Source organism: Streptomyces scopuliridis RB72 (genome assembly GCF_000718095.1).
Lineage (GTDB): Bacteria > Actinomycetota > Actinomycetes > Streptomycetales > Streptomycetaceae > Streptomyces > Streptomyces scopuliridis.
In genome coordinates this window covers 40,687-53,698 of the sequence record NZ_JOEI01000032.1, presented here as the reverse complement: position 1 = coordinate 53,698, position 13,012 = coordinate 40,687, and the positions used below count along the sequence as shown (strand labels likewise).

Genomic DNA, 13,012 nt, shown 5'->3' with positions numbered 1-13,012 from the left:
GGCAAAGCTCGCCTGCGGACTCGCGCTACCGGTTGGCCACGGCCTGCTTCACCAGGGTCCTGCCGAAGTCCCACATCAGTCCGCCACCGCCGTGGGCATCGTCCATGACCGCCGTGAACGCGTCCACGAAACGCTCGACCTCCCGCTCGCCGATGGTCAGCGGCGGGATCAGCTTGATCACTTCCAGATGGTCGCCGGAGACCTGGGTGAGGATCCGGTGCTTCTGGAGCAGCGGTACGACCACCATCTGCGCGAAGAGTCCCTTGCGGGCCGCCTGGAGCATGGTCCAGCGACCGCGCAGCTTGATCGAGTTCGGCCGGCCGAACTCGATGCCGATCATCAGGCCGCGGCCGCGTACCTCGTACAGCAGCTCATAGCGGTCGACGAGCGCGGCCAGCCGTGACCGGAGCAGATCGCCGGTGGCCCGCGCGTTGGCGACGACGTTCTCGTCCTCCATCACGGACAGCACGGCCAGGCCCGCGGCCATCGCCTGGGCATTGGATCCGAAGCTCGCCGAGTGGACCAGCACCCGGTCCATCGAGGAGTAGACCTTCTTGAAGATCCAGTCCTTGCCGAGGGTCGCGCCGACGGGCACATAGCCGCCGGAGAGTGCCTTGGCCACACAGACGAGATCCGGCTCCACTCCGTCCTCGTGCTGGTACGCGTAGAAGTCCCCGGTCCTGCCGAGGCCGGTCTGCACCTCGTCGACGATGAGCAGCGCCTTGTGTCTGTGCAGCAGCTCCTGGGCGGCGCGCAGAAAACCGGGCGGTGTCGCGTGGACGCCCTTGCCCTGGATCGGCTCGACGACGAAGGCCGCCACATCGCCGCGCTTGAGTTCCCTCTCCAGCGTGTCGAGATCGCCGAGCGCGAGGGCGGTGTCGGGCAGCAGCGGTGCGAAGCCGTCCCGGAAGCCGTCCTCGCCGTTGACCGACAGCGAGCCCGTGGTGAGCCCGTGGAAAGCGTGCGAGCAGTACAGGATCCTGGGCCTGCCGGTCGCGTACCGGGCGAACTTCAGCGCCGTCTCCACCGCTTCCGTACCGCTGTTGCCGAAGAACACCCGGTCCAGATGCGGGGAGTGGGCGAGCAGCTTCTCGGCGAGCAGACCGGGCAGCGGCTGGCAGTCGAAGCGGGTGAGGTCGGCGAGCGAGGCGTCGAGGACGTCATGGAGCGCCTTGCGTACGACGGGGTGGTGCCGGCCGAGGCCCATGACGCCGAAGCCGGCGAGCATGTCGAGATAGTCGTTGCCGTCCTCGTCCCAGAAGTAGGCACCCTCGGCCCGCTCGTAGAACCGGTCGAAGCCGATGGTGTGCAGCATGCGCGGGAGCTGGTGGTTGAGGTGTTTCGTGTACAGCTCGTAGCGCTCGGCGCCGCGCTCCGCGAGCAGCCGCGACAGGTCGAAGCCCGTGGGCTCGGTCATTCCGCTCTCTCCTTGCCTGCCGGGCGCTGCTCGCGCGCCCGGCTCACCTCGCGCGCCTGCTTCCCCACACGTGCCGGGCTCTCCTTACGTGCCAGGGCGGCGCTGATCCGTCCCGCGATCTCCACCGGGGTGAGACCGATGTCGGCCAGCACCTCGCTCCGTTTGGCGTGGGCGAGGAACTCCTCGGGGATACCGAAGGTCCGCAGCGGTACGTCCACCCCCGCGTCACGCAGCGACTGTCCGACGGCCGAACCCACCCCGCCGCTGCGGCTGTTGTCCTCGACGACGGCGACCAGCCGGTGCCGTTCGGCCAGCGGGGCGAGCTGTTCGTCGACGGGCTTGACCCACCGGGGATCGACGACCGTGCAGCCGATACCGCGCTCCGCGAGCAGCTCCGCCGCCTGGAGACATACGGGCGCGAGCACTCCCACCGATACGAGCAGCACGTCGGCGTCCGCCGCGCGGCGCAGGACGTCCATCCCGCCCACGCGTCCCACGGCCGGGATCTCCGCCCCCGCCGACTCCTTGGCGAACCGCACCACGGTCGGCGCGTCGTCCACGGCCACCGCCTCGCGCAGCTGCGCCCGCAACCGCTCGGCGTCGCGCGGCGCCGCGATCCGCAGTCCGGGTACGCACTGGAGGATCGACATGTCCCACATACCGTTGTGCGAGGCCCCGTCGACCCCGGTGACCCCGGCCCGGTCGAGTACGAACGTGACGCCGCAGCGGTGCAGGGCGACATCCATCAGCAACTGGTCGAAGGCGCGGTTGAGGAACGTGGCGTAGACGGCGACGACCGGATGCAGCCCGCCGGTGGCGAGCCCGGCCGCGGAGACCGCCGCGTGCTGCTCGGCGATCCCCACGTCCCAGACCCGGTCGGGGAAGCGCTCGGCGAACTTCGTCAGCCCCACGGGGTGCAGCATGGCCGCCGTGATCGCCACCACGTCCGGCCGCTCCTCGCCGATCGCGACGATCTCGTCACGGAACACCGAGGTCCAGGAAGGGCCGCCGGGCGGTGCCAGCGGCTCGCAGGTCAGCGGATCCATCACGCCGACCGTATGGAAGCGGTCCGCCTCGTCCTCCAGCGCCGGCGCGTAGCCGCGCCCCTTCTCCGTCAGACAGTGCACCAGCACGGGTCCGTGGAAGCGTTTCGCGCGCCGCAGCGCCGATTCCAGGGCGGCGGTGTCATGGCCGTCGACCGGGCCGACGTATTTGAGACCGAGGTCCTCGAACATGCCCTGCGGGGCGAAGGCGTCCTTGAACCCCTTCTTCGCGCCGTGCAGCGACTCGTACAGCGGCTTGCCCACCACGGGGGTGCGCTGGAGTACGTCCTTGCCCCAAGCCAGGACGCTCTCGTAGCCGTCGGTGGTACGGAGCGTGGCGAGGTGATCGGCGAGTCCGCCTATCGTCGGGCCGTAGGACCGTTCATTGTCGTTGACCACGATGATCAGGGGCCGGTCCTTGGCGGCGGCGATATTGTTCAGCGCCTCCCAGGCCATTCCGCCGGTGAGCGCGCCGTCCCCGATGACCGCGACGACATGGTCCTCGCCGCCCAGCACCTCACGGGCCTTGGCGAGTCCGTCGGCCCAGCCGAGCACGGTCGAGGCGTGCGAGTTCTCGATGACATCGTGTACGGACTCGGCGCGTGAGGGATAACCGGAAAGGCCGCCCTTGCCGCGCAGTTTGGAGAAGTCCTGTCTGCCGGTGAGGAGTTTATGCACATAGCTCTGATGGCCGGTGTCCCACAGAATGCGGTCGACGGGCGAATCGAAGACCCGGTGCAGGGCGATGGTCAGCTCCACCACCCCGAGATTGGGCCCGAGATGGCCGCCGGTTCTGGCGACCGCCTGAATCAGGAACTGTCTGATGTCCTCGGCCAGTTCACCGAGGTCACTTTCACTCAGCGCCTTGAGATCGCGCGGCCCCCGGATATTCTCCAAGACTGACACGCTCGGGCCCCCTCTCGGAATGCTTCTTCAGCTCACGGTGACGGCGGGAGTCCCCGAGGGAACCCCCGCGTTCTCCATGGATTCGGCGATTTTCATCGCCTCGTCGATCAAGGTCTCCACGATCTTCGATTCCGGGACGGTCTTGATGACCTCGCCCTTGACGAAGATCTGGCCCTTGCCATTGCCGGACGCGACACCGAGGTCGGCCTCACGGGCCTCGCCGGGACCGTTCACGACACAGCCCATGACGGCCACGCGCAGCGGGACCTCCATGCCCTCCAGACCGGCCGTCACCTCGTCGGCCAGCTTGTAGACATCGACCTGGGCCCGCCCGCAGGAGGGGCAGGAGACGATCTCCAGCCGCCTCTGCCGCAGATTCAGCGACTCCAGGATCTGGATGCCGACCTTGACCTCCTCCACCGGCGGCGCCGATAGAGAAACGCGGATCGTGTCGCCAATCCCCTCCGACAGCAGCGCCCCGAAGGCGACCGCGGACTTGATCGTGCCCTGGAACGCGGGACCCGCCTCCGTCACACCGAGGTGCAGGGGATAGTCGCACCGCTCCGCCAACTGCCGGTAGGCGTTGACCATCACGACCGGATCGTTGTGCTTCACCGAGATCTTGATGTCCCGGAAACCGTGCTCCTCGAACAGCGACGCCGATCGCCGCGAACACGTACTTCGGCTGGAAATGGATATCCGCGATCACCGGGATCTGCGACTTCCGCGCGATCGTCGCCAGCGCGTCCGCGTCGTCCTGCGTCGGACATGCCACCCGCACGATCTGGCACCCCGCCGCGGTCAACTCCGCGATCTGCTGCAACGTCGCCCCGACGTCCGACGTACGCGTCGTCGTCATCGACTGCACCGACACCGGCGCGTCCCCGCCGACCGCCACCGACCCCACCTCGATACGCCGCGAGTGGCGGCGTATCGCGATCGGCCGGGCCGGCAGCGCGGGGAGCCCCAGCGAGACTGGCTCTCCTGCGGTCATGTCGTCACCGCGTCCCGGCGACCGTCTCACGGACCGCCCGCAAGGACTCCTTGAGCGAGCCCATGGTGGCCAGGACGGCGGTCGGCTCATAGCCGCAGTGCGCCATGCAGTTGGCGCAGCGCGCGTCCTTGCCGCGACCGTACTTGTCCCAGTCCGTCTCCTCGATGAGCTGCCGGTACGTCGGCACATACCCGTCGCTCATCAGATAGCAGGGGCGCTGCCAGCCGAAGAGCGAGTAGTTGGGGATGGCCCACGCCGTGCACGGGAAGTCGGCCTTGCCTTCGAGGAAGTCCAGGAACAGCGGTGAGTGGTTGAGACGCCAGCGCGCCCGGTTACCGCCGGCGAACGACTTCCTGAACAGCTCCCGGGTCTGCTCCACACCCAGGAAGTGCTCCTGGTCGGGGGCCTTCTCGTAGGCATAGGCGGGCGAGATCATCATCTCGTCGACCTTCAGATCGTCATTGAGGTAATTGAGCACCTCGATGATGGTCTGCGGGGTATCGGTGTTGAAGAAGGTGGAGTTGGTGGTCACCCGGAAGCCGCGGCGCTTGGCCTCCTTGATGGCCGCCACGGCCTCGTCGAACACGCCCTCCTTCGCCACGGACTCGTCGTGCCGCTCACGCAGCCCGTCGATATGCACCGCGAACGCGAAATACGGTGAGGGGGTGAATTTCTCGATCTTCTTGCGCAGCAGCATCGCGTTGGTGCACAGGAAGACGTATTTCCGCTTCGCCACCAGCTGCCGGACGATCTCATCGATCTGCGGGTGCATCAGCGGCTCGCCACCGGCGATGGAGACCATGGGCGCCCCGGACTCCAGCACCGCCCCGACGGCCTGGGCCACGGGCATACGCTGCTTCAGGATGCCGGCCGGATGCTGGATCTTGCCGCAGCCCTCACATTTCAGATTGCAGGCGAAGAGAGGTTCCAACTCGACGATGAGCGGAAACTTCTCACGCTTGCGGAGCTTCTGTTCAAAGAGGTAGGTCCCGACCCTGATGGTCTGACGGAGCGGCATGGCCATCTAGCTCACCTCCTGGGGAGCAGCAAAGAACGGTGCCATTCATGGAAAGCTGGAAGGACGGCACGGAGAACGCGGAAGGCCGATATTCCACCGCGCACTGTGCCAATACGGACGAGCTCATGCTCTGGAGCGTCCACGACCACCCGGACGGCCGCAACCGGGCGGGACCCGGCGCTCAGAGCACTTCGGAGTGTGGCGGCGGATTCCATGTCCACCGCGACCGCCCCCGTGGCGCGCAGTGCGGCCCGCTCCTGACCACGAACCACATGGTCGGAGCCGGTCAGCGTTCCGGTGTGGACCGTATGCCCCGGCACGGCCCTGGCCAGCGCGTCCACCAGCAGTGCGGTGCCGGTACAGGGCGTGGAGCCGTCCGGGTCCCGGGTCTCGTCGGCGACGATCAGATCCCCCGGGTTCATCCCGGGGACGAGTCCGGCGCAGAACCCGGAGGCGATCACGGCCGCGTCCCTGTTCCGGCCCTCGCCGAGCGCGCGTGCCACGGCGCGCTCGGCGTTCTTGGGCCCCATGCCCGTACGCAGGACGGTCACCGGACCCGCCGCGCCGGCCCGGCCCGCGCGCAGGGCGAACCGTTCGATGCCGAGCGCGCAGGCGATCAGCAGCGGTACGGCGGGACCGGGTGCCGGACCTGTCGACGGACCGGGGGACGGAGCCGAGGACGGGCCGGAAGGCCGTTCCATCAACTCCCCTTGCGGACGCCCGCACGGACCGCGAGCGGCTTGGGCTCGCCGTGGAGGTACCGGCCGAGCGCGGTGAGCGGGAAGACCTGCCGGTAGAGGTGGTAGTTGATGGAGAAGTCCCAGGGGAAGCCGGTACCGGTGAAGTACGGCTCGTCCCAGGAGCCGTCCTCCCGCTGGGCCCCGGCGAGCCAGGCGATCCCCCGTTCGACGGCCTTGCTCTCCCGCTCGCCGGCCGCGAGGAGTGCGAGCAGCGCCCACGCGGTCTGGGAGGCGGTCGTGGCACCGCGTCCGATCCACGCCTCGTCGTCGTACGAGCGCAGATCCTCGCCCCAGCCGCCGTCCTCGTTCTGCACGGATTCGAGCCAGGCGACAGAACGGCGGATGGCGGGGTGGGAGGCCGGCAGTCCGGCGGCGGTCAGCGCGGGCACCACAGAGCCGGTCCCGTATACGTAGTTGACGCCCCAGCGGCCGAACCAGGCGCCGTTGGTCTCCTGTTCGGCGAGAAGCCACTCGATTCCGCGCCGGGTGCCGGGGTGGTGGGACTTGCCCTCGAAGGCGAGCATTTCGACGACATGCGCGGTGACGTCCGCGGACGGCGGGTCGATGACCTCGCCGAAATCGCAGAAGGGCAGCCGGTTGGGGAACGGGCTGGTGTTGTCGGCGTCGAAGGCGCCCCAGGCCCCGTTCCTCGACTGCATGCCCAGATTCCACCGGGCGCCGCGCTCGATGGCCGCGTCGAGCCGCTCGGCGTCCGGATGTCTGACCCGGCGCAGCGCGAGGATGACCTCGGCGGTGTCGTCGATGTCGGGGTAGTTGTCGTTGTGGAACTCGAACGCCCAGCCGCCCGGGGCGAGTCCGGGCCGGCGTACGGACCAGTCGCCGGGGCGCACGATCTGTTCGCCGATCATCCAGTCGGCGGCCTTGACGAGGGCCGGATGGTCCGGGTTCAGCCCGGCGTCGGCGAGGGCGATGGTGGCGAGGCAGGTGTCCCAGACCGGGGACTGACAGGCCTCGATCATCCGGGCGCCGTCCTCGCGCCAGACGGCGAACCGGTCGAGCGACTCCAGACCGGCGCGCATGATCGGGTGGTCGAGGTCGTAGCCGAGCAGATGCAGGGCGATCACGGAGTAGACGGCGGGGGGCTGGATTCCGCCCCAGCAGCCGTCGTTCTCCTGCCGCTCGATGATCCAGCGCGCGGCGGCGTTCATCGCGGTGCGGCGCAGCCTGCGGGGCGCGACCTTGTGGTAGGCGTGCAGCGCCTTGTCGAGGCGCTGGAACACCCCGTCCCAACTGGTCATGGGCGCGAAGGTCTTGCCCGGGTTGGGGCGCGCGGCGTCGGCGTGCAGCTCGTCCAGGGCGAAGGGAGCGGGCCGTACGGGCCGCTTCGCGGAGACGATGGTGAGCGGCACGATCGTCTGCCGTGCCCAGCAGCCGAAGTCATAGATGTTGAGCGGGAACCACTTGGGAAAGAAGATCATTTCGGGCGGCAGTTCGGGCAGGTCGTCCCACTTCCACCAGCCGAAGAGAGCGAGCCAGACCCGGGTGAAGACCCGGGAGCCCGCGATGCCGCCCTGCCCGCGCACCCAGTGGGAGGCGCGCGTCATGTGCGGGTCTTCGGGACTGTCGCCGGCCAGTCGCAGGGCGACATACGCCTCGATGGTGGCGGAGAGATCGGCGGGGCCTCCGTAGAAGGTGGCCCACGTACCGTCCGCGCGCTGCTCACCGCGGATGAAGAGGGCGGACGCCGCCGTGGTGCGCGCGTCCTGGACTCCGAGGAACTGGCGGAGCAGCAGGTCCTCGGCGTCCATCGTCACATTGGTCGCCAGGTCGCCCTTCCACCAGCCCTGGGCGTCCTGCCTGCCGAGCAGATGCTCGACGGATCGTGCGGTGGCCCGCTCGGCGGCGACCCGGAGGTCACCGCCCGCCGCGGGGATGGTGGTTTCGGTCGGTCCGCTTGCCGAGGCTGCGCGGGGTCCCACGGCCCCGGTGCTTCCGTCGGTCGTCGCTGTCATGGCTTCCCCTTCGTGCAGTGGTGTGCTTCTGCTGTGCTGGGGTCTCCGTCGTCCGGCGCCCTACGGGCTGTGGACGGCGACTGCTTGGGGTATGGGGGTCATCCCCCGGAAGGAAGGCATAGGGGAATAGTGATCATCTCTTTCGTACGACGACGAAGTCCGCGAGCGCGATGAGTTGCGCCCGGACCTGTTCCGGCATATCGACTCCATCCAGGGCCTCGATGGCGACGGCGTGCTGCCTGCGGGCCTCCTGCGAGGTCCACTCCCGGCCGCCCGCCTCCTCGATCAACGCCGCCCTGGTGGCGAACTCTTCCTCCGAGAAGGTCTCGAAATCATTGCTTTTGGCGTCGGCGGCGAGCAGTTCGCCGAGCCGTTCGGAAGCCGGGCCCCCCGCGGCGAGCGCGGCGACGACCGGCAGGGACTTCTTGCGCTGACGCAGATCGCTCCAGGTCTGCTTGCCGGTGGCCTCCGGGTCGCCCCAGATGCCGAGCAGATCGTCAACGGCCTGGAAGGCGAGGCCGAGATGGTGCCCGTACGCCTCAAGCGTGTCGGCCGTACGGTCGTCGGCGCCGCCGAGTACCGCGCCGATGGAGACGGCGCAGGCGAGCAGGGCGCCGGTCTTGTTGCCCTCCATCTCCAGGCATTCCTCGACGGTGACCCGCTCGCGGTGCTCGTAGGAGATGTCCTGCGCCTGACCGTCGATCAGTTTGCGGGTCGCGGTGGTCAGCCGGCGTGTCGCGCGGCCCGCCTCGACCGTGCCGATCTCCAGCAGCACCTCGTTGGCGAGCGCGAAGAGGGCGTCGCCGACGAGGATCGCCTGGGCGGGGCCGTGCACCTTCCATACGGTGTCGCGGTGCCGGCGCTGTTCGTCGCCGTCCATCAGATCGTCGTGCAGCAGCGAGAAGTTGTGGACCAGCTCCACCGCGACCGCGCCGGGGACGCCCCTCTCCGCGGGGGCGCCGGCGGCCTCCGCGGAGAGCAGTGCGAGCGCGGGGCGCACCGCCTTCCCGCCGTCTCCGTCGACGGGCCGGCCCTCGGCGTCGATCCAGCCGAAGTGGTAGGCCGCGACGGTGTCCATGGGCGCGGCCAGGCGCTCAACAGCGGCGCGCAGCGCCGGCGTTGACAGGCTCCGTCCGCGCTCCAGCAGCGCGTGGACATCCGCGGTGTCGACAGCCGGATTCGCCGGTGGCACAGTCGGCACGGTCTCTCCTCTTGTTCCAGTACTCGTTGGTGCGGTGCTCGGGCTCATGCCGCCTCCCGCAAGGGGTGTTCGTGGCGGCGCCCCAGCTCGGAGAGGGCCGCGCCCGCGGCGCTGAAGCCACTGCGCACCGCCCCCTCCATGGTCGCGGGCCAACCGGTGGCGGTCCATGCGCCGGCCAGGAAGAGGCCGGGGGCGCGGGTGTGAGCCGTCGGCCGCAGCCTGCCCACACCCGGTGCGGGCGCGAACGTCGCGGTGCGCTCGCGGGTCACGAAGAAGTCCCGCACCTCCGCGCCCCGAGTGGCCGGAAGGAGTCGTTCCAGTTCGGGCAGATAGCGCGCCCGCAGCTCCGACACGGGCGTGTCGATCTCGTCCTGGGCGGCCGACTGGGACACCGCCAGATACTGGCCGTCCTTCAGTCCGGACGCCTCGGTACGGTCGAACACCCACTGGACCGGGCTGCCGAGCGCGGCGAAGAACGGCCGGCGCAGCACCTTGCGGCCGTACACGACATGGAGGTTGAGGATCGGCGCGGTGCCGATGTCCAGCAGCCGGTCCGGATCCTCCAGTGCGCCCCCGGGCAGCAGCGAGTGGGCCTCGCGCTGGGGTACGGCGAGGACGACGGCGTCCGCGTCGAGCCGCTCTCCGTCCATGTCGACATGCCAACCGCCGCTCTCCGCGCGGGAGACGGAGCTGACCCGGGTGCGGGTCTCGGTCCGTACCCCCGCGGAGTCGAGCGCCTTGCGGGCGAGCGTGTCGTGCAGTTCACCGAGCGGGACACGCGCCCAGCCGATGTCGGCGGCTCCGGACTCGGAGAGCAGCCCGGTCTTGAAGACCATCGCGGCGAGCCCCATGGACGCGTGCGGCGCGGTGGCGTTGAGGGTCGCCACGCCGACCAGGTCCCAGAGGGCCTCGATGGTGCGCTCCGACTGGCCGTGCCGGCCGAGCCAGGTGGCGAAGTCGATGCCGTCCAGCGCCGGATCGGCGGGGTCGATCCTCTTCAGCGCGAGCGCGGCGCGCCCGACGGAGGCACGCTCGGCCAGCGAGAGATGCGGATACGTCGCGAGCCCGGCGGCCAGATGCAGCGGTACGGGCAGCCCGTTGCGACGGATCCGCCCCAGCCTGGGCCCGCCGGCCGGCGCGACATCGAGTACGGGTACGTCCAGCCGGTCCTGGAGCGGCGCGAGCGCGGCGCCGTCCACCCGGTCGAGGAACCAGCGGTACGCCGTGCAGCAGCGCAGATACACATGCTGACCGTTGTCGACGGTGAGGTCGCCGCGCTGGAAGGAGAAGGCGAGACCACCGAGCCGGGGCCGCCCCTCGACGAGCGTCACCCGCACTCCGGCGTCGGCGAACTGAAGGGCGGCCGTGATGCCGGCGAGTCCCGCGCCGACCACGACCGCGTGGCGGGACGTGCCCTCGGCCGTTGTCATTCGTGCCTTCCTAGGGTTTGTCCGCGACGTTTCGCCAGGACCGTCGGTTCCGTCGCAGTCAGGGACGCGTCATCACGACGCGGGGTTGAGAACCGCGGGTGCGCGTGCGTGTTCCGGTGGATTCCGCGGGGCGTGGGGAGCGGGCCGAGTCGGGCGGTGAGCCGCATCAGCCACGCCTCCTGATGGTCTGCCGGGAGATCTGGCGCGCGTCGAGCCCCGAGAGCCCGCGCACGGCGACATACGCCTTCTCGCGTCCCGGCAGCGAGACCCGGCCGCGCAGCACGGCCTCGGGGTCGCGCTCGATGCGGTCGAGCAGCCGGCGGTAGATACCGGCCATGGCCGCGACGCAGGCGCCGCTGCGCCGGTCGAGCATGGGCAGCAGACGCAGGCCCTCGGCGAAAAGCGCGCGGGCGCGACGCACCTCGAAGTGCACCAGTCCGGCGAAGTCGGCCCCGGCCGACGGGGTCGCACTGTGGAAGCCCGCGGAGCAGCCGAACTTGGCCAGGTCGTCGGAGGGCAGATACGTACGCCCGTTGCCCGCGTCCTCGCGTACGTCGCGCAGGATGTTGGTCAACTGGAGGGCGAGTCCCAGCGTGTCGGCGTACTCGGCGGCGCGCTCGGCACCGGGCGCGCCGGGGGTGGTGCCGAACACGCCGAGCGACACCCGGCCGATGGCGCCCGCGACACACCGGCAGTAGGCCTTGAGGTCGTCCCAGGTCTCATAGGTGTCGCCGCGTACGTCCATCAGCACGCCGTCGATCAGTTCGTCGAGGCCGCCGAGCGGGATCGGGAAGCGGCGCGCCGCGTCGGTGAGCGCGACGGCGACGGGGTCGGTGTCGTCCTCGTCCACCGCGCCCTTCCTGACCCGGTCCAGAAGGGCACGGGTGTCGTCGAGGCGTGCCAGCTTGGCCTCCGGGGCGAGTGTGCCGTCGCCGATGTCGTCCACCCGCCGGGAGAGGGCGTACAGCGCGGACATGGCCTGCCGCTTCTCGGCCGGCAGCAGCCTGATGCCATAGGCGAAATTACGGGCCTGCTGCCCGGTGACGGCCTCGCAGTAGCTGTAGGCCGCCAGTACCGGCGCGGACATGGGCGTCTGTCCCTCCACGTTCCGGCTCACCCCTCTCTGTGCGCACTTCGCAGGACAGCTCCCACTTCGCGCAGCAGACGCGGCTTGGTGGGTTTGGGCGGTCCGGGGAGCACATCGTGCCCGGCGGCCGCGATCGAAGCGAGGGCGGCACGCCCTCCGGCGACGAATCCGGCGAGCAGCAGCCGGAGCCTGCCGTGGACGCTACCCACCAAGGGGGTGCCCTCATTCAGCAGCTGCCCGGCACGTTCGGCCTCGAAGGCCACCAGCGCGCGCACCGACGCGTTCGCGGTGCCCGCGGCCAGGTCCGCCTCGGTGACATGAAACCTCTTCATATCCTGAGCGGGCAGATAGATACGGTCGCGGCCGAGGTCCTCGGTGACGTCCTGGAGATGTTCGACGATCTGCAGCGCCGTGCAGACGGCGTCGGAGCGGCGGACGCGCTCCGGGCTCGCGGTGCCGGTGATCTGGAGGACGAGCCGGCCGACCGGATTCGCGGACAGCTCGCAGTAGGCGAGCAGGTCGTCATAGGTCTCGTAGCGGCGTACCAGTTGGTCCTGGCGGTTGGCCGCGATCAGTCCGAGGAACGGCTCGGGGGTGAGCGAGCGGCGCCGTACGGTCGGGGTCAGGGCGCGCAGCAGCGGATGTGCCGGGGCGGGGCCCTGCGGGTCGAAGACGCGCCGCAGGTCGGCCTCGAAGGCGTCCAGCATGACGAGCCGGTCATCGGCCTGCGAGGGAGCGACGCCCAGGTGGCGGGCGTCGCCGCCGCCGGGGGCGAGATCGCCGTCGCCGATGTCGTCGACGAGCCGCGCGTAGCCGTACACGGCCATCAGATCGTCACGCCAGGCGCGCGGCAGAAAGAACGGGGCCACGGGAAAGTTCTCGTCCGCGGCCTTGTCCAGGGTGATGCGCGAGGAGGCGTCGGGGCGTACCTGCGGGGGGCCCGTCATCGCGTGCTGCCCGGTACGGGGACGGCGGAATCCTCGCGGAGCTGGAGATTTTCCGTCATTGCCGTCACATCTCCCGTTCTACACTGCTGACCCAATACATCCCATTTCGGACACGCCGCCCGCCCCTCCGAGTACAGAAGGCTGTCAGGCAGGCGGAGTGCTCCGTGGGAATGACCCCATACTTGCCGCGAATCAGCCCAGCACAGCTTACGTTGTACAGCTAAGAGGAACACGTCGGGGTGTTACGCGCATTACG

8 protein-coding genes and 2 pseudogenes are annotated in these 13,012 nt (G+C 69.7%); all 10 read right to left on the bottom strand.

Going from position 1 to position 13,012, the window contains the following annotated elements:
- Positions 1–25 precede the first annotated feature (25 nt).
- The 10 genes and pseudogenes from IF11_RS0131600 to hpnC all read right to left on the bottom strand — a co-directional run bounded on the left by IF11_RS0131600 (position 26) and on the right by hpnC (position 12,756).
- Positions 26–1,417, bottom strand: a complete 1,392-nt coding sequence (locus IF11_RS0131600) for an aspartate aminotransferase family protein (protein ID WP_030355215.1) — start codon at positions 1,415–1,417, stop codon at positions 26–28.
- Complete coding sequence (gene dxs, locus IF11_RS0131595) at positions 1,414–3,366, bottom strand: 1-deoxy-D-xylulose-5-phosphate synthase (RefSeq protein WP_030355214.1); 1,953 nt, start codon at positions 3,364–3,366, stop codon at positions 1,414–1,416. The genes IF11_RS0131600 and dxs overlap by 4 nt, the downstream gene beginning before the upstream one ends.
- Before the next feature lie 27 nt (positions 3,367–3,393).
- Positions 3,394–4,360, bottom strand: a pseudogene (locus IF11_RS37170) (flavodoxin/ferredoxin-dependent (E)-4-hydroxy-3-methylbut-2-enyl-diphosphate synthase).
- A 4-nt stretch (positions 4,361–4,364) separates the two neighbouring features.
- Entirely contained in the window at positions 4,365–5,384 is a 1,020-nt protein-coding gene (hpnH, locus tag IF11_RS0131585; RefSeq protein ID WP_030355213.1) for an adenosyl-hopene transferase HpnH, read from the bottom strand.
- A 5-nt stretch (positions 5,385–5,389) separates the two neighbouring features.
- Positions 5,390–6,079 carry a phosphorylase family protein gene (locus IF11_RS0131580; RefSeq protein WP_078491021.1) on the bottom strand — a complete coding sequence of 230 codons (690 nt, stop codon included), beginning with the start codon at positions 6,077–6,079 and terminating at the stop codon, positions 5,390–5,392.
- Positions 6,079–8,091 (bottom strand): squalene--hopene cyclase, encoded by a 2,013-nt coding sequence (shc, locus tag IF11_RS0131575; RefSeq protein WP_030355211.1) that lies wholly within the window; start codon positions 8,089–8,091, stop codon positions 6,079–6,081. Before shc ends, IF11_RS0131580 begins: the two co-directional genes overlap by 1 nt.
- Positions 8,092–8,224: 133 nt before the next feature.
- Positions 8,225–9,283 carry a polyprenyl synthetase family protein gene (locus IF11_RS0131570; protein ID WP_030355210.1) on the bottom strand — a complete coding sequence of 353 codons (1,059 nt, stop codon included), beginning with the start codon at positions 9,281–9,283 and terminating at the stop codon, positions 8,225–8,227.
- A 53-nt stretch (positions 9,284–9,336) separates the two neighbouring features.
- Positions 9,337–10,776: pseudogene (gene hpnE, locus IF11_RS0131565) on the bottom strand (hydroxysqualene dehydroxylase HpnE); the annotation flags it as partial.
- 112 nt (positions 10,777–10,888) lie between these two features.
- The gene (gene hpnD, locus IF11_RS0131560; protein ID WP_411978309.1) at positions 10,889–11,839 is read right to left on the bottom strand and encodes a presqualene diphosphate synthase HpnD; all 951 of its coding nucleotides are present in this window, start codon (positions 11,837–11,839) and stop codon (positions 10,889–10,891) included.
- A complete protein-coding gene (gene hpnC / locus IF11_RS0131555) occupies positions 11,836–12,756 on the bottom strand; it encodes a squalene synthase HpnC (RefSeq protein ID WP_030355207.1) in 921 nt (306 codons plus the stop codon). The genes hpnD and hpnC overlap by 4 nt, the downstream gene beginning before the upstream one ends.
- Between the last annotated feature and the right edge of the window lie 256 nt (positions 12,757–13,012).

Bases quoted from the DNA above. Each gene is read 5' to 3' on its own strand.
- shc (WP_030355211.1), bottom strand. From the start codon at position 8,091: ATGACAGCGACGACCGACGGAAGCACCGGGGCCGTGGGACCCCGCGCA.
- hpnC (WP_030355207.1), bottom strand. From the start codon at position 12,756: ATGACGGGCCCCCCGCAGGTACGCCCCGACGCCTCCTCGCGCATCACC.
- hpnH (WP_030355213.1), bottom strand. From the start codon at position 5,384: ATGGCCATGCCGCTCCGTCAGACCATCAGGGTCGGGACCTACCTCTTT.
- IF11_RS0131600 (WP_030355215.1), bottom strand. From the start codon at position 1,417: ATGACCGAGCCCACGGGCTTCGACCTGTCGCGGCTGCTCGCGGAGCGC.
- IF11_RS0131580 (WP_078491021.1), bottom strand. From the start codon at position 6,079: ATGGAACGGCCTTCCGGCCCGTCCTCGGCTCCGTCCCCCGGTCCGTCG.